We start from the raw sequence: 21,372 nt of genomic DNA on the forward strand, positions 1-21,372 counted from the left end.
ATGTTCGGCGTGGTGACTGCGCTGGTGGTGATCGCTGTCGTCGCAGCCGGATGGTTCGGCTACGGGTGGGCACGCGCGCTGTTCGTGGACAAACCGATCGCGGACGCGCGGGACTCGGCCTTGACCGGTGCCCAACAGGCAGCAATCAACCTCAATACGGTGGATTCTGCGGACATCTTGGGGTCCTTCGACAACATGAAGTCCTCGATCACAGGCGAGAAGATGAACCAGGATCTTCAGGCAACGATCGACGGGCTCACGGACCAGATGCGTCAGTCGGGGGCGTCGAGCAGGGCCGAATTGATTCAGGGCACCTTGACCGAACTGAACACAGACGATCGCACGGCGAAAGCGCTGGTCGTTGTGGCGGTCACGACAACGTGGCCGGACCGGTTCACCAGGGCCAAGGTGACGATGCGACTGGGTGTCGAGGACGTTGACGGGGTTTGGAAGGCGTCATCGGTCGAGCCGGTTGGTGGACGGATTCCGCTAGAGGAGGGTCGGATCCCAGTGGCTCCCGCCCCCACCGATCTGACACCGGCACCCGATAGCGATACCGGCGGCCAGTAGACCTGATGTGCTCCGGTGACCCGTCGGCGAGTCATGTAGTGAGAAAGCGGTGAATTATGCCTCCCAAGCCCCGTAAGAACGTGCCGGGCAGCGCTGCGAGGGGCCGGCGTCCCCGCGTTGCGGGAACACGTAGGGCAACGCCGAACACGGGGGGTTCGGCGGCGTCTGCAAAGCCGGCTGATCCGGCAAAGGAGCCGGATAGCACAAACGAGCCGGATCCGGCGGAAAAGGCTGCTGAAGCGAAAACGGTCTCGACCGAGAAGCCGGTCTCGACCGAGAAGCCGGCGTCGCCCGAGAAGCCGGTGTCGACCGAGACGGCGTCGCCAGGCGAGATCGAGGCCACGAACACTCAGCCGGAGATCGGTACGAACCAGCCTCCACCCACCATCGAGGTCGGGGAGTCGAGCGGGAACAACAAGATCGCATGGACGGTCGTAGGGATTCTCGGCGCTGCTGCGGTTGTGTTGGGCGTGTTCGCTGTGGTGGCGGCGTTCAGGCCGGGGGCGAACATCGCTAACACCGCGTGGGTTGACCAAGGCGCGACCGCGGAGGTGACCAGAGCGGGCACCGAGGCGATCGAGGCGCTGTACACCTACAACTACGAGACCATCGACCAAGACTTCGACAACGCTCGACAGTATCTTGACGACGCCAGACGCGAGGAGTTCGACTCGACTGCTGACATCACGAAAGAAGCTGCAATCCAGACGAAGACGGCCACTGAGGCGATGGTCACAGACATAGGCGTCACGGTGCTCGACGGCGACCGGGCCGAACTTCTCGCCCACATGAACGTAAGCGCGACTGGAGACTCGGTGGCAATCGGCAGTGCGGCCACCCCGCTCTCGATCAAGATGGAGAAGATCGACGGCAAGTGGTTGCTGTCCTATATTTCCGACAGCGAGGGCTAGTCGGCTGACGCGCAGGCTGAAGGCTGCGCGGCCGCTGGACGCCAGGGGACGTCCAACGCGTGGATGACGGGTATCGGCGCACGCCCGACAGAGGGCGGATGAGTCGTGATTTGCACACTCTTGCAATGGAATTGACTAGTCGGAGCCGTCGTGGGCGCGAGCGTGCAGGAACATAGGTATGTCGGTGACGGGCAGGCCTGGGTGGGGGAGGCGATCGGGTGTGCAGGTCGCTCGCCGAAGCCAGCGGCTGTGACAGGGGACCGGGAAGGTGCGTGATCACAGTGAAAACACACGACATGCGCCCTAACGCTTGACGCCGCGTTGATCACCCGTCACTCTATTGCGTGCCCACGTGCATTGATGTGGCCGCGCACCCCACTGGGTGCTGTTTGGGGACCCGACTCGACATTTGTTGAGTTTGGGTGTACTTTTGGACGTTGCGCTGGCTGCCTCCTGTCCACCTCTCGTCCGCAACGCTGCAAAGGAATCACTCTTCAGCAACTGTGGCGAGTTTCGTTCGGGTTGTAAGCGGCGAAATTCGAAGCAGATACAGCGGCGGTCGCAACAGCAAGAGCGGCCCGCGTGAGGTGCTGGAAGGACGCATCTTGGCAGTCTCTAGCCAGACCAAGGCAGTTTCCGGAATCCCCGGAGCCCCGAAGAGGGTTTCCTTTGCGAAGATTCGTGAACCCCTCGAAGTCCCCGGGCTCCTCGATGTACAAACTGATTCTTTCGAGTGGTTGATCGGTGCGCAGAGCTGGCGCGAACGCGCCGAGGCACGCGGCGACAACACCGTCACAGGTGGCCTGGAGGACATTCTCGCGGAACTTTCTCCGATCGAGGATTTCTCCGGCTCTATGTCCCTGTCCTTCTCGGACCCGCGCTTCGACGAGGTCAAGGCCTCGGTGGACGAGTGCAAAGACAAGGACATGACCTACGCGGCCCCGTTGTTCGTCACCGCCGAGTTCATCAACAACAACACTGGTGAAATCAAGAGCCAGACGGTCTTCATGGGAGATTTCCCGATGATGACCGACAAGGGCACGTTCATCATCAACGGCACCGAGCGTGTCGTGGTCTCGCAGCTGGTGCGTTCCCCTGGTGTCTACTTCGACGAGACGATCGACAAAGGCACTGAAAAGACCCTGCACAGCGTCAAGGTCATCCCGGGCCGCGGTGCGTGGCTCGAGTTCGACGTCGACAAGCGCGATACCGTTGGTGTCCGCATCGATCGCAAGCGTCGTCAGCCGGTTACCGTGCTGTTGAAGGCTCTGGGTTGGACCACCGAGCAGATCACCGAGCGTTTCGGTTTCTCGGAGATCCTCATGGCCACCCTCGAGAAGGACAACGCGTCAGGGACCGACGAGGCTCTGCTCGACATCTACCGCAAGCTGCGTCCGGGCGAGCCGCCGACAAAGGAGAGCGCGCAGACGCTCCTGGAGAACCTGTTCTTCAAGGACAAGCGCTACGATCTGGCTCGCGTCGGCCGCTACAAGATCAACAAGAAGCTCGGCCTCAACACCGGGCAGCCGATCGTCGCGTCGACCCTCACCGAGGAAGACATCGTCGCCACCATCGAGTACCTGGTGCGTTTGCACGCCGGTGACAGCGAGATGACCGCTCCTGGCGGCGTCACCGTACCCGTCGAGGTCGACGACATCGACCACTTCGGAAACCGTCGTCTGCGCACGGTGGGTGAGCTCATCCAGAACCAGATCCGGGTCGGCCTGTCCCGTATGGAGCGAGTGGTACGTGAGCGCATGACCACTCAGGATGTCGAGGCAATCACCCCGCAGACGCTGATCAACATTCGGCCCGTAGTAGCCGCGATCAAGGAGTTCTTCGGAACCTCCCAGCTGTCGCAGTTCATGGACCAGAACAACCCGCTGTCGGGGCTGACGCACAAGCGTCGTTTGTCCGCCCTCGGTCCGGGTGGTCTGTCCCGTGAGCGCGCCGGTCTCGAGGTCCGCGACGTGCACCCCTCGCACTACGGTCGGATGTGCCCGATCGAGACCCCAGAGGGTCCGAACATCGGTCTGATCGGTTCACTGTCGGTGTACGCGCGGGTCAACCCGTTCGGTTTCATCGAGACCCCATACCGCAAGGTCGTCGACGGCCAGGTCACCGATCAGGTCGACTACCTGACTGCGGATGAGGAGGACCGGCACGTCGTCGCGCAGGCCAACTCCGTGATCGATGCCGCCGGTCACTTCACCGATGAGAAGATCCTCGTCCGTCGTAAGGGTGGTGAGGTCGAGTACGTCTCGTCCGCGGACATCGACTACATGGATGTCTCTCCTCGCCAGATGGTGTCCGTCGCGACCGCGATGATCCCGTTCCTCGAGCATGACGACGCCAACCGCGCATTGATGGGCGCGAACATGCAGCGTCAGGCGGTGCCGCTCGTTCGCAGTGAGGCACCTTTGGTCGGTACCGGTATGGAGCTGCGTGCGGCCGTCGACGCGGGCGACGTCGTCGTCAACGACAAGACCGGTGTCGTGGAGGAGGTCTCCGCCGACTACGTCACGGTCATGGCCGACGACGGAAGCCGCAGGACCTACCGGATGCGCAAGTTCGCACGTTCCAACCAGGGGACCTGCGCCAACCAGCGTCCGATCGTGGACGAGGGCCAGCGCGTCGAGGTCGGACAGGTTCTCGCGGACGGCCCCTGCACCGACAACGGTGAGATGGCACTCGGCAAGAACCTTCTCGTCGCGATCATGCCGTGGGAAGGCCACAACTACGAGGACGCGATCATCTTGTCGCAGCGCCTCGTGGAAGAGGATGTCTTGACCTCGATTCACATCGAGGAGCACGAGATCGATGCTCGCGACACCAAACTCGGCGCCGAAGAGATCACTCGCGACATCCCGAACGTCTCGGACGAAGTTCTCGCCGATCTCGACGAGCGCGGCATCATCCGTATCGGTGCGGAAGTTCGTGACGGCGATGTGCTGGTCGGAAAGGTCACACCGAAGGGCGAGACCGAGCTGACCCCGGAGGAGCGACTGCTGCGCGCCATCTTCGGTGAGAAGGCTCGCGAAGTTCGCGACACGTCGCTGAAGGTTCCACACGGTGAGACCGGCAAGGTCATCGGTATTCGCGTGTTTTCGCGCGAGGACGATGACGATCTGCCCCCCGGAGTCAACGAGCTGGTCCGCGTCTACGTGGCACAGAAGAGGAAGATCCAGGACGGCGACAAGCTCGCCGGCCGTCACGGCAACAAGGGTGTCATCGGCAAGATCCTTCCCCAGGAGGACATGCCGTTCCTTCCCGACGGCACCCCGGTCGACATCATTCTGAACACCCACGGTGTGCCGCGTCGTATGAACATCGGTCAGGTTCTCGAGACTCACCTGGGGTGGATCGGCAAGTCCGGCTGGAATGTATCGGTCGCAACTGACGGTTCACGCCCCGATTGGGCCGAAAGCCTGCCGGAGGAGATGCTGGCGGCTCCCGCCGGTTCCAACATCGCCACCCCGGTGTTCGACGGTGCCAAGGAAGACGAACTCATCGGCCTCCTTGGTTCGACGCTGCCCAACCGCGACGGCGAGGTCATGGTGGCGCCCGACGGAAAGGCCACGTTGTTCGACGGCCGTTCCGGCGAGCCGTTCCCGTACCCGGTGTCGATCGGCTACATGTACATCATCAAGCTGCATCACTTGGTCGACGACAAGATCCACGCTCGCTCGACCGGCCCGTACTCGATGATCACCCAGCAACCACTCGGTGGTAAGGCCCAGTTCGGTGGTCAGCGCTTCGGTGAGATGGAGTGCTGGGCGATGCAGGCCTACGGCGCGGCTTACACGCTGCAGGAGTTGCTCACCATCAAGTCGGACGACGTGGTGGGTCGAGTCAAGGTGTACGAAGCCATCGTCAAGGGCGAGAACATCCCCGAGCCGGGCATTCCCGAGTCGTTCAAGGTGCTCCTGAAGGAGCTTCAGTCGCTTTGCCTCAACGTGGAGGTGCTGTCCTCGGACGGCGCCGCCATCGCGATGGCCGACGCCGACGATGAGGACCTGGAACGGGCGGCAGCGAACCTGGGCATCAACTTGTCCAGGAACGAAGCGGCGACGGTCGACGACCTCGCGAACTAGTTTTCGGTCCCCGGGCCGTGGAGATCACGGCCCGGGGGCGTAGTCCACATTTGGAATTGGCAGTCAGGAATCGGCGGCCACCGCTGATCCACAATCCCTCTGGGGAAAGGAAGTTACGTGCTCGACGTCAACTTCTTCGATGAGCTTCGCATTGGCCTGGCCAGCGCAGAGGACATCCGCAACTGGTCCTACGGTGAGGTCAAGAAGCCAGAGACCATCAACTACCGCACGCTCAAGCCCGAGAAGGACGGCCTTTTCTGCGAGAAGATCTTCGGTCCCACCCGGGACTGGGAGTGCTACTGCGGAAAGTACAAGCGCGTCCGCTTCAAGGGCATCATCTGTGAACGCTGCGGTGTCGAGGTGACCCGCGCGAAGGTTCGACGTGAGCGTATGGGCCACATCGAACTGGCTGCCCCTGTGACGCACATCTGGTACTTCAAGGGTGTGCCCAGCCGTCTCGGCTACCTCCTCGACCTGGCGCCGAAGGATCTCGAGAAGATCATCTACTTCGCCTCGTACGTCATCGTCGGCGTCGACGAGGAACTGCGTCACAACGAGCTCTCCACGCTCGAGGCCGAGATGGAGGTAGAGAAGAAGACCATCACCGATCAGCGAGACGCCGACCTCGAGGCGCGCGCGCAGAAGCTCGAAGCCGACGTCGCCGAGCTGGAGGCCGAAGGAGCCAAGTCCGATGTCCGCCGCAAGGTCAAGGACGGCGGCGAGCGTGAGATGCGTCAGATCCGGGACCGTGCTCAGCGCGAGCTGGATCGTCTCGAGGAGATCTGGAATACGTTCACCAAGCTGAGCGTCAAGCAGCTCATCGTCGACGAACAGCTCTACCGCGAGCTGGTCGACCGCTACGGCGAGTACTTCACCGGTGCCATGGGCGCCGAGTCGATCCAGAAGCTCATCGAGAACTTCGACATCGATGCCGAGGCCGAAAGCCTGCGCGAGACCATCCGCAACGGCAAGGGCCAGAAGAAGCTCCGCGCGCTGAAGCGGCTCAAGGTGGTCGCGGCTTTCCAGGCCAACCAGAACTCGCCGATGGGCATGGTTCTGAACGCGGTGCCGGTGATCCCGCCGGAGCTGCGTCCGATGGTTCAGCTCGACGGTGGCCGCTTTGCCACTTCCGACCTGAACGACCTGTACCGCCGAGTGATCAACCGCAACAACCGACTCAAGAGACTGATCGACCTCGGTGCCCCCGAGATCATCGTCAACAACGAGAAGCGGATGCTGCAGGAGTCGGTAGACGCGCTGTTCGACAACGGCCGGCGTGGTCGCCCGGTCACCGGTCCCGGTAACCGTCCGCTGAAGTCCCTGAGCGACCTGCTCAAGGGCAAGCAGGGTCGATTCCGTCAGAACCTGCTCGGCAAGCGCGTCGACTACTCGGGACGTTCCGTCATCGTCGTCGGTCCGCAATTGAAGCTTCACCAGTGCGGTCTGCCGAAGCTGATGGCGCTCGAACTGTTCAAGCCCTTCGTGATGAAGCGCTTGGTGGACCTGAACCACGCACAGAACATCAAGTCGGCCAAGCGCATGGTGGAACGTCAGCGCGCACAGGTGTGGGACGTCCTCGAAGAGGTCATCGGTGAGCACCCCGTGCTGCTGAACCGCGCACCGACGCTGCACCGACTGGGTATCCAGGCGTTCGAGCCGCAGCTGGTCGAGGGCAAGGCCATCCAGCTGCACCCGCTGGTGTGTGAGGCGTTCAACGCCGACTTCGACGGTGACCAGATGGCCGTACACCTTCCGCTGTCCGCGGAGGCGCAGGCTGAGGCCCGCATCCTGATGCTGTCGTCGAACAACATCCTCTCGCCCGCCTCGGGTCGACCGCTGGCCATGCCCCGTCTGGACATGGTGACCGGTCTGTACCACCTGACTCGGTTGGACGAAGGCGCCGTCGGCGAACTCTCGGCATCGACCAAAGACGAGGCCGAGCAGGGTGTGTACTCTTCGCCGGCCGAGGCCCAGATGGCCGTCGATCTCGGCAAGCTGGCCGTGCAGGCGAGGATCAAGGTGCGTCTGACGAGGCAGCGCCCGCCCCGTGACCTCGAGGCTGAGCTCTTCCCCGAGGGCTGGAACCACGGCGACGGTTGGACGGCGGAGACGACGCTGGGCCGCGTGCTCTTCAATGAGCTGCTCCCGGTCGACTACCCGTTCGTCAACGAGCAGATGCCCAAGAAGCGGCAGGCTACGATCATCAACGATCTCGCCGAGCGCTACCCCATGATCGTGGTCGCACAGACGGTCGACAAGCTGAAGGACGCCGGTTTCTACTGGGCGACGCGTTCGGGTGTCACGGTCTCGATCTCCGACGTGCTTGTGCCGCCGGAGAAGGCCGACATCATGGAGTCGTTCGAGCAGCAGGCCGACCAGATCGAGAAGAAGTACCAGCGTGGTGCTTTGAACAAGGCGGAGCGCAACAGTGCTTTGGTCAAGATCTGGTCCGAAGCCACCGACGAGGTCGGCAGGGTGATGGAGGCACACTTCCCCGAAGAGAACCCGATCCCGATGATCGTGAAGTCCGGCGCCGCCGGCAACATGACTCAGGTTCGTTCACTCGCCGGCATGAAGGGCTTGGTGACCAACCCGAAGGGTGAGTTCATCCCGCGTCCGATCAAGTCCTCCTTCAAGGAAGGCCTGACCGTTCTCGAGTACTTCATCAATACGCACGGTGCACGTAAGGGTCTGGCCGATACCGCGCTGCGCACCGCCGACTCCGGTTACCTGACCCGTCGTCTGGTGGACGTCTCACAGGACGTCATCGTCCGCGAGGTGGATTGTGGAACCGAGCGCGGCATCGTCACCACGATCGCCGAGAAGCAGGCCGATGGCTCGATGATCCGCGATCCCCACGTGGAGACGAGCACGTACGCCCGCACCCTTGCGGCCGAAGCGGTCGACGCCGACGGCAACGTCATCGTCGAGCGCGGACACGACCTGGGTGACCCGGCTATCGACGCGCTGCTCGAAGCGGGCATCACGCAGGTCAAGGTCCGCTCGGTGCTCACTTGCACCACCGGCACCGGCGTCTGTGCCACCTGCTACGGCCGTTCGATGGCCACCGGCAAGCTCGTCGACATCGGTGAGGCCGTTGGTATCGTGGCCGCGCAGTCCATCGGTGAGCCCGGTACCCAGCTGACCATGCGTACGTTCCACCAGGGTGGTGTCGCCGGAGACGACATCACAGGTGGTCTGCCGCGTGTCCAGGAACTGTTCGAGGCTCGCGTACCCAAGGGCAAGGCCCCGATCGCAGATGTCACCGGTCGCGTGCAACTCGAGGACGGCGATCGCTTCTACAAGATCACCATCGTCCCGGACGACGGTGGCGAGGAGGTTGTCTACGACAAGCTCTCGAAGCGTCAGCGTCTGCGTGTCTTCAAGCACGAAGACGGCACCGAGCGCCTGCTGGCCGACGGTGACCACGTGGAGGTCGGTCAGCAGCTCATGGAAGGTGCTGCCGATCCGCATGAGGTGCTGCGTGTCATGGGCCCCCGCCAGGTACAGATTCACCTGGTCAACGAGGTTCAGGAGGTGTACCGGAGCCAGGGTGTGTCGATCCACGACAAGCACATCGAGGTCATCGTGCGTCAGATGTTGCGTCGCGTGACGATCATCGACTCCGGTGCCACGGAGTTCCTGCCCGGTTCGCTGACCGAGCGCGCGGACTTCGAAGCTGCCAACCGTCGTGTCGTTGCCGAGGGCGGCGAGCCCGCAGCCGGACGTCCGGTGTTGATGGGTATCACCAAGGCATCGCTGGCGACAGACTCGTGGCTGTCCGCGGCCTCCTTCCAGGAGACCACTCGTGTGCTGACCGATGCGGCTATCAACTGCCGCTCCGACAAGCTGATCGGTCTCAAGGAGAACGTGATCATCGGAAAGCTGATCCCTGCTGGTACCGGCATCAACCGCTACCGCAACATTCAGGTTCAGCCGACCGAGGAGGCCCGTGCCGCCGCTTACGCGGTTCCCTCCTACGAAGATCAGTACTACAGCCCGGACGGCTTCGGCCAGGGCACCGGTGCCGCAGTGCCGCTGGACGACTACGGGTTCAGCAACGATTACCGGTAAGCGCTCTGCGCTCGGTTGACGAGATTCGAGGCTCGCCAGCCGCGCGCACGACGAAATATTGGCCCCACCCCATTCTCTTCGGGGGTGGGGCCAATATTCTTGCTGCACAGTTGTCCGGACACTCGTCCGAGAGGTGTCGGCTCTCGCGATATGCAATCGAGGTTCGGCCCCAAGTGGTCAATCGCGACTAGTCTCGACTACATCTGACCGGTATGCCTGATTTGCAGAACGGAGACGAGGATGTCGGACAAGAAGAAGATCGATCGAGTCAAGGCTGAGTCGGCGCTCGAGGTGGTGCGGGAGAGTCCCACGATCGCACTCATCACGGCGGCACCGGCGCTGGTCGTGTTCGGCGTGGTGTGGTGGCTGCTCGGGTTCGGGTGGGCACTTTCGCTGGCGGTAGTGCTCGCGGTCGTCGCGGTGGCCGGGCGAAAGTTGTTCTGAGGCGCTACCTCGGAACGTGAAATGTCGTCAGTGATGCCGCACGCGAGGTGAGTTCGTCCCAGCCGCACGGTACCGCAAGCACGGCGAGTGCCGAGGTCGGGAACTTCTCGCGTATCAGACGAGCCGCCTCGCCGTCGAAGTCATCGGTCAGATCCAATGCAGCCAATGGCATACCCGGAGCGTGGCCAACGACCAGCAGAGTACGTACCGCAGGCTCGATCTGCACGATCTGCTCCAGAACCCGCTCCGGGTCGGCGCCGTACAGTTCATCGGCGAATCGGGTAGGGGCGTCGATCCTCGTTGCCTCCAGTGTTTCGCGAGTGCGGCGAGCGGTTGAACACAACACCGTGTCGATCGGTGGGTGAGTCGACCGTAGCCATTCGCCGGCCAATCCAGCCTCCCTCCACCCACGCGAAGTCAGTGGGCGCTCGTGATCCGCAGCCCCTGTCGGATATCCCGACTTGCCGTGGCGCATGAGGATCAGGGTGCGGTCAGGTGCCGGGGCGTTCTCGGGCATGGGTTGACGCTAGATCAATTGTCTCGTGCTCGCGAGTCGACGCGGATTCCGCCCCGCCGCCCTGTCTGGTGGACCCAGGCCAGACCCTCGAATGCGGCACCAGCCCACCATAGTCGGCAGATATTTCCAAATACTCTGCACTGAAGAGTATTTCGGAGTTCGTCGTCGGCAGACTCGATGAGGTCTCGACAATCTCGAGTAGCGCACCCTCAGTTGAGCGGACAAGTCTTGTCGTCACCCGATCAACGATCGCCGCAACCAAATGCCGAGAAACTGACCGAACGGTTGGGCGCTGTGCGACAATGATCCGACCGTCCATCGTGATCGGAGGCTCGATGACGGTAAAGTATTGCAGCATAATGGAATTCATCGTTTCGTGACAGGACATCATGCTCGGATGACTTCCGTACCCACGATTGCAGAAGAAACGGTGGCACGCTGATGGACCAAAATGGTCAGCAACAATTCATAGAGACTCCGGATGGGAAACTGTCCTCGGAATGGTTTCGTGCAGAGAACGAACACACTCGTCTGGTCTTCTTTCCGGCGATGGGTGTCAAGATCCGGCACTACCGCAGGCTTGCGGCCGGTCTGGCCGACGTCGGGATCACCTGCATCACAGTCGAATACCGCGGTCAAGACGGCAGCTCGAACATCGATCGCAGCAGCCGATTCGGCTATTCGGAGATAGCCACTATAGATATTCCCGCTGCGCTCGCGGCGGCCGCGCAACCAGGAGTGCCGACATGGGTTGGTGGCCATAGCCTTGGTGCCCAACTGACTACGCTTTCGGCCGCAACGAACGGCCTCGTCGACGCCGAAGGAATTGTATCCGTAGCAGGAGGAACACCGTACTTTCGCAGCTACCCACTACTCGATGCATGGCGTCCCCTACTTGGAACCACCGGGCCGGTACTGGTATCGGCTGCTGTTGGTTACTGGCCTGGTGACCGGATCGGGATAGGCGGCCGACAGTCGAAGCACCTCACTCGAGACTGGGCTCGCCTCGCCTGGACGGGCAATTTTGAGAGACTCCGGGGTGTCCAGGGCGAATCAACCGATTTCAACAAGTTCGACCGGCCATTCGTGGCAATCGTTTTCGACGATGATTCACTGGCGCCTGCTTCTACAGCGGAGGCGCTCATAGCGAAACTCCCGCGCGCGCGTGGAAGTGTCGTCTGTGTCCCGGGGGACGGTGGACACGTTCAATGGCTCGAGAAGCCAGGGAATGCGATCTCCTCGATCCAGACAGCGACTAGTGTTCCTGAGAAGTTCTGACCGACTCCTTCCAGGGGGCTCAAATGTTGACCATGAAAACGAAGTGTGAGGCGTGCGGGGCGCCTCTGCAAAACGATTCCGACGCGTCGATCTGCAGCTACGAATGCACGTTCTGCAGTGCCTGCACAGCCGAGATGGACAACCTGTGCCCGAACTGCGGAGGAGAGCTGTGCGCCAGGCCTCGTCGCACAACTGGCGCGGTGCAGATCACGCGACGTGCACCCGCACGACTCCTCCGATCCCTCAGGGCTCGGCGGTGAAGCGGGTGTAAGAGAACGATAGAGGCGGGTCGACGCAATCTCGCGTGACCTCTCTCGTCTCGGTTCGAGCTCAGCTCGTCGGCTTCGCCGAGCTTGGAGATGCTGTTGGTGGCGTGCTCAGTGGTCCGACGTGGGCCAATGCACGCAGGGCATCGTCGACGAGGAACCAAACGGTCAGCGATGTGTCATCCCGGCGGAAACGCAGGATGATCTTGTCGGTCGAGACGATGGGAGCAAGGTACTCGAGTACCGCGCGATGGGGGTTGTCGACAAGTCGGCCGCCACCGGGATGCTCGTGGTCTGCGAGTAACTCCTCGACGGCCTGCCAATAGACCGCGTTGTTGACATGGTCGAATGGGTCGATGTCGGTGCGGCGCAACACGAATTCGCATTCTTCGACATCTTGCTCGTCGGTGGCCGGCGCGTTCTCGACGAGCCAGCGCTTCCACTTGAGTCTGTGTTCGTCGGCGGATTCACCGAGGCTTTCGATGAATTTGTCGTCGATCCTTGTGGGCATTCCGGTGTCCGCGCTGATGTGGATCCAGAAGCCCTCGGTCTCGATCAGGGCGCCCGATTCGCCCTTGATCTGCACCCGCATGTTCGTCCAGCGCGTCGACAACGCCGAGCACCAGCGCCGGAGGTGCACCCGCTCGGGCCATATGGCCGGCCGAACGATATCGATGACTGTGCGCCGGACGATCCACAGCGGGTGGCTGTCGGCGGCTTGTGCCGCCTCGAGGTTGTCCAGCCCGACATCTTGTAGATAGCGCGCGATCCCGTCGAGGCGCAGCCGCTTTGCAGCGTCGATATCGCCTGTTCGGACGGGCCAGGACGCGTCGAAGAATCTACCGCGTGAAGGTGGAACTGCGAGTGGTCGGTCGAGTGCCAAGATGTTGTTCCTTCTGCTCGGGACGTAGTCCAGATTCTCCCATCATGCAACGATGCTTGTTCGTGTGAGCAGTTCTCGGTAACGTTTATACGTGTTACGAGATGTAACATAAATTAGTCCTGTGCTTTGGATCGCGTGAGGGAACGCAATGGCATACGTCATTACCCAGGCCTGTTGTAACGACGCGAGTTGTGTCTCCGCATGTCCCGTGAACTGCATCCACCCGACACCGGGCGAGCGGGAGTTCGCACGGACCGAGCTGTTGTACATAGACCCAGAGACCTGCATCGACTGTGGCGCTTGCGTCGATGTCTGCCCGGTGGGGGCGATCTTCCCCGAGGACGAGCTGTTCGGTTCCCTGACCCGCTACAAGGACATCAATGCCGACTACTACAAGACGAATCCGATGCCCGACGGCTGGATCCCACTGACACCGGAGGCTCCTCCGCGCCGCGATCTGGGTACGTTGCGCGTGGCCGTGGTCGGCGCGGGTCCAGCCGCCTGCTACGCGGCCGCGGAACTGCTGGAGCGGTCGGACGTAGAGGTCGAGATGTTCGAGAAGCTGCCCACACCGTTCGGACTGGTACGTGCGGGCGTTGCCCCCGACCATCCCGAAACCAGAGAAGTGGCGCGGATGTTCGAGTGGAGGCTCGACAGGCCCAACTTCGAATTTCACCTCAACGTCGAGGTCGGCAAGCACATCACTCACGATGAGTTGCTGGAGAACTATCACGCCGTCATATACGCCGTTGGCGCGTCCGGTGACCGCCGCTTGGGAATTCCTGGTGAAGACCTACCCGGCGTCCACTCTGCGACGGATTTCGTTGCCTGGTACAACGGCCATCCCGACTACGTGCGGCACTCGTTCGACCTTTCCGGGAACCGTGCGGTCATCGTCGGCAACGGCAACGTGGCGCTCGATGTGGCCCGCATCCTGACGATGAAGATCGAGGATCTGGAGCGGACTGACATCGCTGATCACGCTCTCGCTGCGCTGCGGCACAGCAACATCGAGGAGGTCGTGATCCTAGGTCGCCGCGGTTGCGCGCAGGCCGCATACTCGAGCCCGGAATTCCTGGCACTCGGTTATCTCGCGAACGTGGACGTTGTGATCGATAGCGGCGACCTCGGACTCCGCGGTCGCGATCAGGCCTGGTCAGCCGATCCGGCGACCGCGATGAAGATCCGGCTCGTTCAGGAGTTCGCGGGGTGTGAACCGCGCCCCGGCCGCAAGCGCATAGTGTTCCGCTACCTGACATCGCCGCTCGCGGTCGTGGGTTCCACCAAGGCCGAGGCCTTGCAGTACGGACGCAACGAACTAGCGACTGACGAGTCGGGTCTGGTGTCCGCGAAACTGTCATCGGCGAAACCGATGGGCGGCGAGGGGGCACTCGATACCTCCCTCGTGTTCCGTTCTATCGGGTGCCGGGGCAATCCGGTCGACGGGGTCGCGTTCGACGAGCAGCATGGCGTGATCCCCAACGAGCGGGGCCGTGTCTGCGACCGGGTGTACGTGGCCGGGTGGATCAAGCGTGGTCCCAGTGGTGTCATCGGGACGAACAAGGCGTGCGCAAAGGAGACTGTGTCGACTCTGCTTGCCGATTTCGCGGCCGGGAGGTTCCCGCAAACGGTTGGCGCGCGCAAGGACGTGAGGAAACTGATCGAGCGGCGACAACCAGAGCGGATCGGTTTCGCGGGCTGGCGCGCGATCGACGCCTCGGAGAGGGCGCGCGCGGCAGGCTCCGGACGGCCGAGGATCAAGGTCACGAACCGATCCGAGATGGTGTCCATCGCGCGCAAACGTAGGCACTTCTTCGCTCGCTGACCTCGCCAGGTCAGTCCCGTTTCATCGGGTGTTGTGGCTCGGACGTGGATAATTTGCTTGCACAATAGTTGCGCTTTGTCAATGGTTGCACTTGGCGAATAGTTGCGAGAGCGCTAGCATTTGAAGTGTGTCTGACACCACTGCTGATCTTCTCTTCGAATTGTTCAACGACTTCTTCACTCAGGTGATGAACGAGGGGGAGTTGATGGACAACCTCTTCGAACTGGATCTCACCTTTTCGCAGGTGCGGATCCTCTTCGCGTTGGCTCATCGCGGCGAACCGCTTCCTATCAACGAGGTTGCGGAAAACCTGGGGCTGTCGGTGGCTGCAGCGGGTCGAAACATCGATCAACTCGTCAAGCTCGGCCTGGTTGTCCGCCGGGAGGATGAGCATGACCGGCGCGTCAAGCGGGTGTCGTTATCCGCTGCAGGTCACGCGGCAGCCACCCGGCACATCGAATACAGGCGTGAACAGTTGCGTCGTTTCGCGTCGCTGATTCCGGAGAGCGACCGATCTCGACTGATAGAGGCGCTGAAACCTGTCCTCGCCGCCAATGCTCTGCGAGAACTAAACCAGGAGAAGGGCTATGACATCGCCGAAGGGGGCGCCTGGAGCGCCTGACAAACTGGACGGCACGGTCCTCAAGATCGCGTCCGTCGTGGTACTCGGTGCGACAATGTCGATCCTCGACGTGACTGTGGTCAGTGTCGCGCTCACGACGTTCACGCAAGAATTCAACAGTACATATGCCACCGTCGCGTGGACGATGACCGCGTATACGCTCGCGCTCGGGGCCGTCATTCCGGTGACCGGGTGGGCGGCCGACCGCTTCGGAACCAAGCGCCTCTACATGACGGCGTTGGCGCTGTTCGTCCTCGGGTCCCTGGCGTGCAGCATGGCGTGGGACATCACCTCACTGATCGGCTTCCGCGTTCTTCAGGGGCTTGGCGGCGGAATGCTGATGCCCCTCGGTATGACGATCCTGACCAGGGCTGCGGGCCCCGAGCGGGTGGGTCGGGTCATGGCAGTGCTCGGCGTCCCACTGCTGCTCGGTCCCGTCTGTGGCCCCATCCTCGGCGGCTGGTTGATCGAGGTCGCGAGCTGGCACTGGATCTTCCTGATCAACCCGCCCATTGGCCTTGTCGCCATGGCCGCCGCCTACTTCATTCTGAAGCCCGACGAGCCATCGCCTTCGGAATCGTTCGACTTCCTCGGAATGCTGCTGCTCTCACCAGGTTTGGCGACATTCCTGTTCGGCGTGTCGTCGATCCCGGATGTCGGAACCGTGGCCTCGGCCCGGGTGCTGGTATCAGGTGCGATCGGGCTCACGCTGATTGTCGCGTTCGTAGTCCACGCGCTGAACAAGGACCATCCGCTGATCGACCTGTACCTGTTCAAGGATCGGCGGCTGACCATCGCAGTGATCACCACGATGATGTTCGTCGTCGCGTACATGGGTGCCGGACTGTTGTTCCCGAGTTACTTCATCCAAGTGGGTGGGCACAACACACTAGGCGCCGGCCTATTGATGGCGCCGCAGGGTATCGGAGCGATGCTGACCATGCCGGTCGCCGGGTGGCTCGTCGACAAGATCGGTCCGGGCAAGATCGTGCTGACCGGGTTGCCGTTGACCCTCATCGGACTGGGTGTATTCACTCAGGTGGCAGCTGATACGTCGACGTGGTTGCTCATGGGTGCGCTGTTCGTGATGGGATTGGGAATGGGATGCACGCTGATGCCGCTGATGACGGCGGCACTCGTGACGCTCTCCCATGAGAAGGTGGCGCGCGGTTCGACGCTGATGAACATCGTGCAGCAGACCGGGACCTCGATCGGGGCCGCCGTGATGTCGGTTGTGCTGACGAATCAGATCACGAGTCAAGGAACCGCTGGACTCGCAGTCGCGTCGCGCGCCGGTACGCCCGAGGCTGCGCAGATCGTCGCGCAGACGCCGCCGCCGGTGCTGGCCAATGCGTTCTCGCAACTCGCCGACGCCTTCGGTAACACATTCGTTCTCGCGGCGGTCTTGGTACTGCTGACCTTCATCCCTGCGTTCCTGCTACCGCGCAAGAAATCAGAGAACCCGGACGTCGAGGCTGAAGGCGCTCGGCCCGTCATGGTGCACTGATTTTTCCGTGCTCACCAATGCGTTGGGCGGCCAGGAGACCGCCCAACGCGATTCATCATTGCTCGAACACCACGCTGAAGTCGGTGGCTGACGTCGCGGTGCCTTGTGCAGCGGCAGCAACTGCCGCAGGGTGGCACGAGTTGTTCGCGGTGACCCGGGGCCGGGTGTCCTGGATCACCGCGAATTCGGTTGCGGCATAGTTGCCCCTAGACGATAGTTGCGTGAGCGCTAGTACTTGTGGGTGCCTGACAAGACTGCTGATCTGTTCTTCGAATTCCGATCAACGAGGTCGCGGAAATGTTGCGACTCTCGGTGGCTGCGGCGCGCCACTCGGCGCGTCGAATGCAAGCGTGATCAGTTGGGGAAGTTCGCGTTTCCGACTACGGAAACCGACCGGTCTCTACTGAGAGAAGCACTACAACCGATCCTCGCCGAGGATGCCCTGCGAGAACTCAACCAGGAGAATTGCGGATGACATTGCCGAAGGCCGCGCCTGCGGCGTCCGACAAACTGGATGGCACGGTCCTCAAGATCGCGTCTGTGGTGGTGCTCGGCGCCATCATGTCGATCCTCGACGTGACAGTGGTCAGTGTCGCCCTCACGACGTTTGCGCAAGACTTCGACAGCACCTACGCCACCGTCGCGTGGACGATGACCGGGTACACCCTTGCGCTCGCCACTGTCATCCCGGTGACCGGGTGGGCGGCCGACCGTTTCGGGACCAAGCGTCTCTACATGGTGGCGTTGGTGCTGTTCGTCGTCGGTTCCGTGGCGTGCAGCATGGCGTGGGACATCACCTCTCTGATCGGCTTCCGGGTGCTTCAGGGATTCGGCGGCGGCATGCTGATGCCCCTCGGTATGACGATCATGACGAGAGCTGCGGGCCCAGACCGGGTGGGTCGGGTCATGGCGGTGCTCGGCATTCCGATGCTGCTCGGTCCAATCGGTGGCCCCATCCTCGGCGGCTGGTTGATCGAAGCAGCCAGCTGGCACTGGATCTTCCTGATCAATCTGCCCATCGGTGTTGTCGCCCTGGCTGCCGCTTTCGTGATTCTGCCGTCCGACCGGCCATCGCCTTCGGAGTCGTTCGACTTCCTCGGAATGCTGTTGCTCTCGCCCGGTCTGGCTCTGTTCCTCTTCGGTGTGTCGTCCATCCCCGAGGTCGGGACCGTCGCGTCCGCGCGGGTGCTGGTGCCAGGTGCGATCGGACTCGCGCTGATCGTCGCGTTCGTGTTCCACGCGCTGAACAAGAATCATCCGCTGATCGACCTGCACCTGTTCAAGAATCGACAGCTGACGGTCGCGGTTGTCACCACTTCGATGTTCGTCGTCGCGTTCATGGGTGCCGGACTATTGTTCCCGAGTTACTTCATCCAAGTGGGTGGTCACACGACTCTTGCCGCTGGTCTTGTGATGGCGCCGCAGGGTATCGGCGCGATGCTGACCATGCCGATCGCCGGGCGGCTCGTCGACAGGATGGGTGCGGGCAAGATCGTGCTGACCGGGTTGCCGTTGATCTTCGTCGGACTGAGTGTCTTTACTCAGGTGGCTGCGGATTCCCCGACGTGGTTGCTGATGGGTGCACTGTTCGTGATGGGTATGGGCATGGGCTGCACGATGATGCCCCTGATGACCGCCGCGATCGTGACGCTTTCCCATGAACAGGTGGCGCGCGGTTCGTCGCTGATGAACATCGTGCAGCAGACCTCGGGCTCGATCGGTACCGCGGTGATGTCGGTTGTTCTGACGAATCAGATCCTGAGTCACGAATCGGCTGGACTGGCGGCTGCGTCGCGTGGGGATTCACCGGAAGCGGCGCAGATCGCATCGCAGACGCCGCCGGATGTGTTGGCGAACGGATTCGCGGAGTTGGCTGACTCCTTTGGCAACACGTTCGTCGTGGCGACGGTCCTGATTTTGCTGACGCTCATCCCCGCCATGCTGTTGCCACGGAAGAAGTCGGTGAACCCGAACCTAGAGGCCGAGGGCGCACCGACAGCCGTGATGCACTGATGGTTCCGTGCTCTCCAAGGCGTTGGGCGGCTGACAGCCGCCCAACGCTTGTCATCACCGCCGTGCCGTTGCGGTGCCCTGCGCGGCGGCACACAGCACCTCCTGGCCGTTCTCCTGTACGGCGTAGATGTCGCAGCGGCACAGCGCCTGTCGTCGGGTGGCGCCGTCGGCCCGCGCATCGGCCCTCAACACAACCCCGTCCGCGGGGCGCAGATACGTGATCGTGAAGCCGGCCGTCATGATGTTCGAGCCGAGCATGGTCCCGGCTGCGAAAGTGAGTGCGTTGTCCGCGGCGTAGGAGAGGACGCCGCCGTGTACGAACCCGTTCTGCTGTCGCAGTTCGTCTCGCACAGGTATCTCCAGACTCGCGCGGCCATCTCCGAACTGGGTCATGCGCACACCGACGAGCATGCTGAACGGCTGGGCGGCCAGCACGGCCCGTGCACCGTCGGCGGTCAATGCGGCGTCGTCGACTGTCATAGGTTCACTCCTGGGTGCGTAGGGAGTTCCAGGCCGCCCGAGAAAGTTCGGGTGCGACGGAAGTGGGGTCGGTGGTTGTGGATCCGGCCAGCCAGTGTCGCGAGTACTCCTGCGCCGGACCCAGCCACAGCGCGTTGAGCACGTCGAAGTCGAGGCACCGGACCGCCCCGTAGTGTTCGTGCGTCCGCCACCACGACATGACGGTGCGGAAGAAGACGGCGTTGCCTTCAGCAGCCCGCTCGTCGATGCCGGGCGGTCGGGGCGATGCGAGGATGGTCGCTCGATCGCGGTTGTGTGACACCCATTCCAGATGCGAGGTGACTACGCCCTCGACACCTTCCCTGGCACCCGGGCATTCGGCGAGAACCGCCAGGAACATGTCGTGGTAATCGCCGATGGCACGCAACCACACCTGGGCATACAACTCTTTCTTGCCGGGGAAATGGTGGTAGACACCGCCGACGCTCACGCCGACCTCCTCGCGGATGTCGGCAAGTCGGGTCTCCAGCACGCCGCGCTTCGCGAAGTGGTCCTCCGCAGCGTCGAGTAACAGACTCTGAATCGGCATGTACAGAATATAGTTCTGTCGTTGTCGTGGCAGCAAGGAGTTCTCGCGATAGCCTGGAGCGGCCTCGGCGATCCTGAGATGATGAGTTCGTGCACCGTCCGCGATCGAGAACCTGGGTAACTCCACGACCGGGTCGACTCGTGTCGCCGTCGCCACGCTCGCTCCGACGCCCGGGCCCGAGGCCCGACAGCTTCCAGGTCTTCGAAGGGGCAGGCCTGCTCGACGGGCTCAGCGGCTCGGACCGGTCGGCCCGGGCCGGTGTTCTCGATGCTCTGGTCGCAGAAGGCATGTCGATCGACCAGTTGCAAGTGGCTACCAAGGACAATCGCCTTGCGCACCACCTCCTCGAACACGCGTTGGCGCCCAAGGGCAGCTACAGCCTCGAGGAGGTATCGCAGAAGACCGGTGTGAGTGTCGAGGATGTCCGGCAATGGTTCCGGGCGATCGGGCGCGGAGTCTCCAAAGACGATGCCTACTACAGCGATAACGACCTCGAGCTCGCACGCGGTCTCGAGCAGTACCGAGAATTGGGTCTCGACGAGAGCGGGCTGTTCGCGGCGGCCCGGGTGCTGGGCCGCAACATCTGGTCGGTCGCCGATGCTGCGGACGCGTTGCTGCAGGATCGCCTCGAGGAGGCGCGGGACCATCCCGAGGTTGCGCTGCGCTTCGCAATGGAGGTGCGCAGATTCGCCGACTTCGAGTCGCAGATTCTTGCGCGCATCCTTGCGACCAGCCTGCGGCAACAGCTGCGGTCCGATGCTGTCGGGATCGCTCGCGACTCCGATCTTCATATGCACGGGGCCCAGGAAGTGGGCGTGTGCTTTGCCGACCTCGTGGGCTTCACGGTGCTCGGTGAGCAGGTGCCACCCGCCGACCTCGGCAGGGTTGCCGAGCGGCTCGACAGGCTCGCCACCGATGTGGTCAGTTCGCCTGTGCGCCTGGTCAAGACAATCGGGGATGCCGTGATGATGGTGTCGTCGGATGCGTCAGCACTCGCATATGCGGCGTTGGATCTGGTCGACGAGGCCCGCAAGGAGGGGCCACCGCCGCTACGCGCGGGGATCGCGTGGGGAACTGCGGTGCCGAGCGCGGGCGACTGGTTCGGCAGGCCTGTCAACATGGCCAGCCGGATCGTCGCGGTAGCACGGGCGCGCGAGGTCATCGTGACCGGAGATTTCTACGACGAACTCGACCTGGACAAGTTCTGGGGCGAGTCCATGGGAAGTCATCGGCTCAAGGGGATCGACGATCCGCAAGAGCTGTTCGAGATCGGACGGCGAGCTGTCGCGTGAGGTAACAGGCCGGCCTTCGAGTGGCCGA

16 protein-coding genes are annotated in these 21,372 nt (G+C 62.5%); 12 read left to right on the forward strand and 4 right to left on the reverse strand.

The genetic code is table 11. The annotated features are described in order from the left end of the window. The first annotated feature begins 12 nt into the window (after nt 1-12). The 5 genes from AB0I57_RS15890 (at nt 13) to AB0I57_RS15910 (ending at nt 10,093) form a co-directional block, all read left to right on the forward strand. Nucleotides 13-570, forward strand: coding sequence for a hypothetical protein (locus tag AB0I57_RS15890; RefSeq protein WP_358337533.1), 558 nt, complete (start codon nt 13-15; stop codon nt 568-570). A 56-nt stretch (nt 571-626) separates the two neighbouring features. Continuing rightward, entirely contained in the window at nt 627-1,481 is an 855-nt protein-coding gene (locus AB0I57_RS15895) for a hypothetical protein (protein ID WP_358336968.1), read from the forward strand. 587 nt (nt 1,482-2,068) lie between these two features. Next, on the forward strand, nt 2,069-5,575 hold the full coding sequence (locus tag AB0I57_RS15900; protein ID WP_358337536.1) for a DNA-directed RNA polymerase subunit beta: 3,507 nt from the start codon (nt 2,069-2,071) through the stop codon (nt 5,573-5,575). Nucleotides 5,576-5,692: 117 nt separating this feature from the next. Then, the gene (locus AB0I57_RS15905; protein ID WP_358336971.1) at nt 5,693-9,649 is read left to right on the forward strand and encodes a DNA-directed RNA polymerase subunit beta'; all 3,957 of its coding nucleotides are present in this window, start codon (nt 5,693-5,695) and stop codon (nt 9,647-9,649) included. Between the two features lie 240 nt (nt 9,650-9,889). After that, nucleotides 9,890-10,093 (forward strand): hypothetical protein, encoded by a 204-nt coding sequence (locus AB0I57_RS15910; RefSeq protein WP_358336974.1) that lies wholly within the window; start codon nt 9,890-9,892, stop codon nt 10,091-10,093. A gap of 4 nt (nt 10,094-10,097) precedes the next feature. On the opposite strand, the gene AB0I57_RS15915 is transcribed toward AB0I57_RS15910, so the two are convergent. Beyond that, entirely contained in the window at nt 10,098-10,610 is a 513-nt protein-coding gene (locus tag AB0I57_RS15915) for a histidine phosphatase family protein (protein ID WP_358336977.1), read from the reverse strand. A 441-nt stretch (nt 10,611-11,051) separates the two neighbouring features. On the opposite strand from AB0I57_RS15915, the gene AB0I57_RS15920 reads away from it, so the two are divergent. Both AB0I57_RS15920 and AB0I57_RS15925 read left to right on the forward strand, forming a co-directional pair. After that, nucleotides 11,052-11,888 (forward strand): alpha/beta fold hydrolase, encoded by an 837-nt coding sequence (locus tag AB0I57_RS15920; protein WP_358336980.1) that lies wholly within the window; start codon nt 11,052-11,054, stop codon nt 11,886-11,888. 32 nt (nt 11,889-11,920) lie between these two features. Beyond that, nucleotides 11,921-12,148: a DUF1272 domain-containing protein gene (locus AB0I57_RS15925; protein WP_358336983.1), complete on the forward strand. Its 228-nt coding sequence runs from the start codon at nt 11,921-11,923 to the stop codon at nt 12,146-12,148. 70 nt (nt 12,149-12,218) lie between these two features. On the opposite strand, the gene AB0I57_RS15930 is transcribed toward AB0I57_RS15925, so the two are convergent. After that, nucleotides 12,219-13,037, reverse strand: coding sequence for an acyl-ACP thioesterase domain-containing protein (locus AB0I57_RS15930; protein WP_358336986.1), 819 nt, complete (start codon nt 13,035-13,037; stop codon nt 12,219-12,221). A 148-nt stretch (nt 13,038-13,185) separates the two neighbouring features. On the opposite strand from AB0I57_RS15930, the gene AB0I57_RS15935 reads away from it, so the two are divergent. The 4 genes from AB0I57_RS15935 to AB0I57_RS15950 all read left to right on the forward strand — a co-directional run bounded on the left by AB0I57_RS15935 (nt 13,186) and on the right by AB0I57_RS15950 (nt 19,004). Then, entirely contained in the window at nt 13,186-14,862 is a 1,677-nt protein-coding gene (locus AB0I57_RS15935; protein ID WP_358336989.1) for an FAD-dependent oxidoreductase, read from the forward strand. Between the two features lie 127 nt (nt 14,863-14,989). Then, nucleotides 14,990-15,484 carry a MarR family transcriptional regulator gene (locus tag AB0I57_RS15940; protein WP_358336992.1) on the forward strand — a complete coding sequence of 165 codons (495 nt, stop codon included), beginning with the start codon at nt 14,990-14,992 and terminating at the stop codon, nt 15,482-15,484. After that, a complete protein-coding gene (locus tag AB0I57_RS15945; protein ID WP_358336995.1) occupies nt 15,450-16,991 on the forward strand; it encodes a DHA2 family efflux MFS transporter permease subunit in 1,542 nt (513 codons plus the stop codon). The genes AB0I57_RS15940 and AB0I57_RS15945 overlap by 35 nt, the downstream gene beginning before the upstream one ends. Before the next feature lie 471 nt (nt 16,992-17,462). Continuing rightward, on the forward strand, nt 17,463-19,004 hold the full coding sequence (locus tag AB0I57_RS15950; protein ID WP_358336998.1) for a DHA2 family efflux MFS transporter permease subunit: 1,542 nt from the start codon (nt 17,463-17,465) through the stop codon (nt 19,002-19,004). A gap of 54 nt (nt 19,005-19,058) precedes the next feature. On the opposite strand, the gene AB0I57_RS15955 is transcribed toward AB0I57_RS15950, so the two are convergent. Next, complete coding sequence (locus AB0I57_RS15955; RefSeq protein WP_358337000.1) at nt 19,059-19,484, reverse strand: PaaI family thioesterase; 426 nt, start codon at nt 19,482-19,484, stop codon at nt 19,059-19,061. Nucleotides 19,485-19,488: 4 nt separating this feature from the next. After that, nucleotides 19,489-20,052 (reverse strand): TetR/AcrR family transcriptional regulator, encoded by a 564-nt coding sequence (locus tag AB0I57_RS15960; protein WP_358337002.1) that lies wholly within the window; start codon nt 20,050-20,052, stop codon nt 19,489-19,491. 140 nt (nt 20,053-20,192) lie between these two features. On the opposite strand from AB0I57_RS15960, the gene AB0I57_RS15965 reads away from it, so the two are divergent. Then, the gene (locus AB0I57_RS15965) at nt 20,193-21,344 is read left to right on the forward strand and encodes an adenylate cyclase regulatory domain-containing protein (RefSeq protein WP_358337005.1); all 1,152 of its coding nucleotides are present in this window, start codon (nt 20,193-20,195) and stop codon (nt 21,342-21,344) included. Nucleotides 21,345-21,372: the final 28 nt, after the last annotated feature.

The organism is Rhodococcus sp. NPDC049939 (assembly GCF_040656415.1).
Taxonomy (GTDB): domain Bacteria; phylum Actinomycetota; class Actinomycetes; order Mycobacteriales; family Mycobacteriaceae; genus Rhodococcus_F.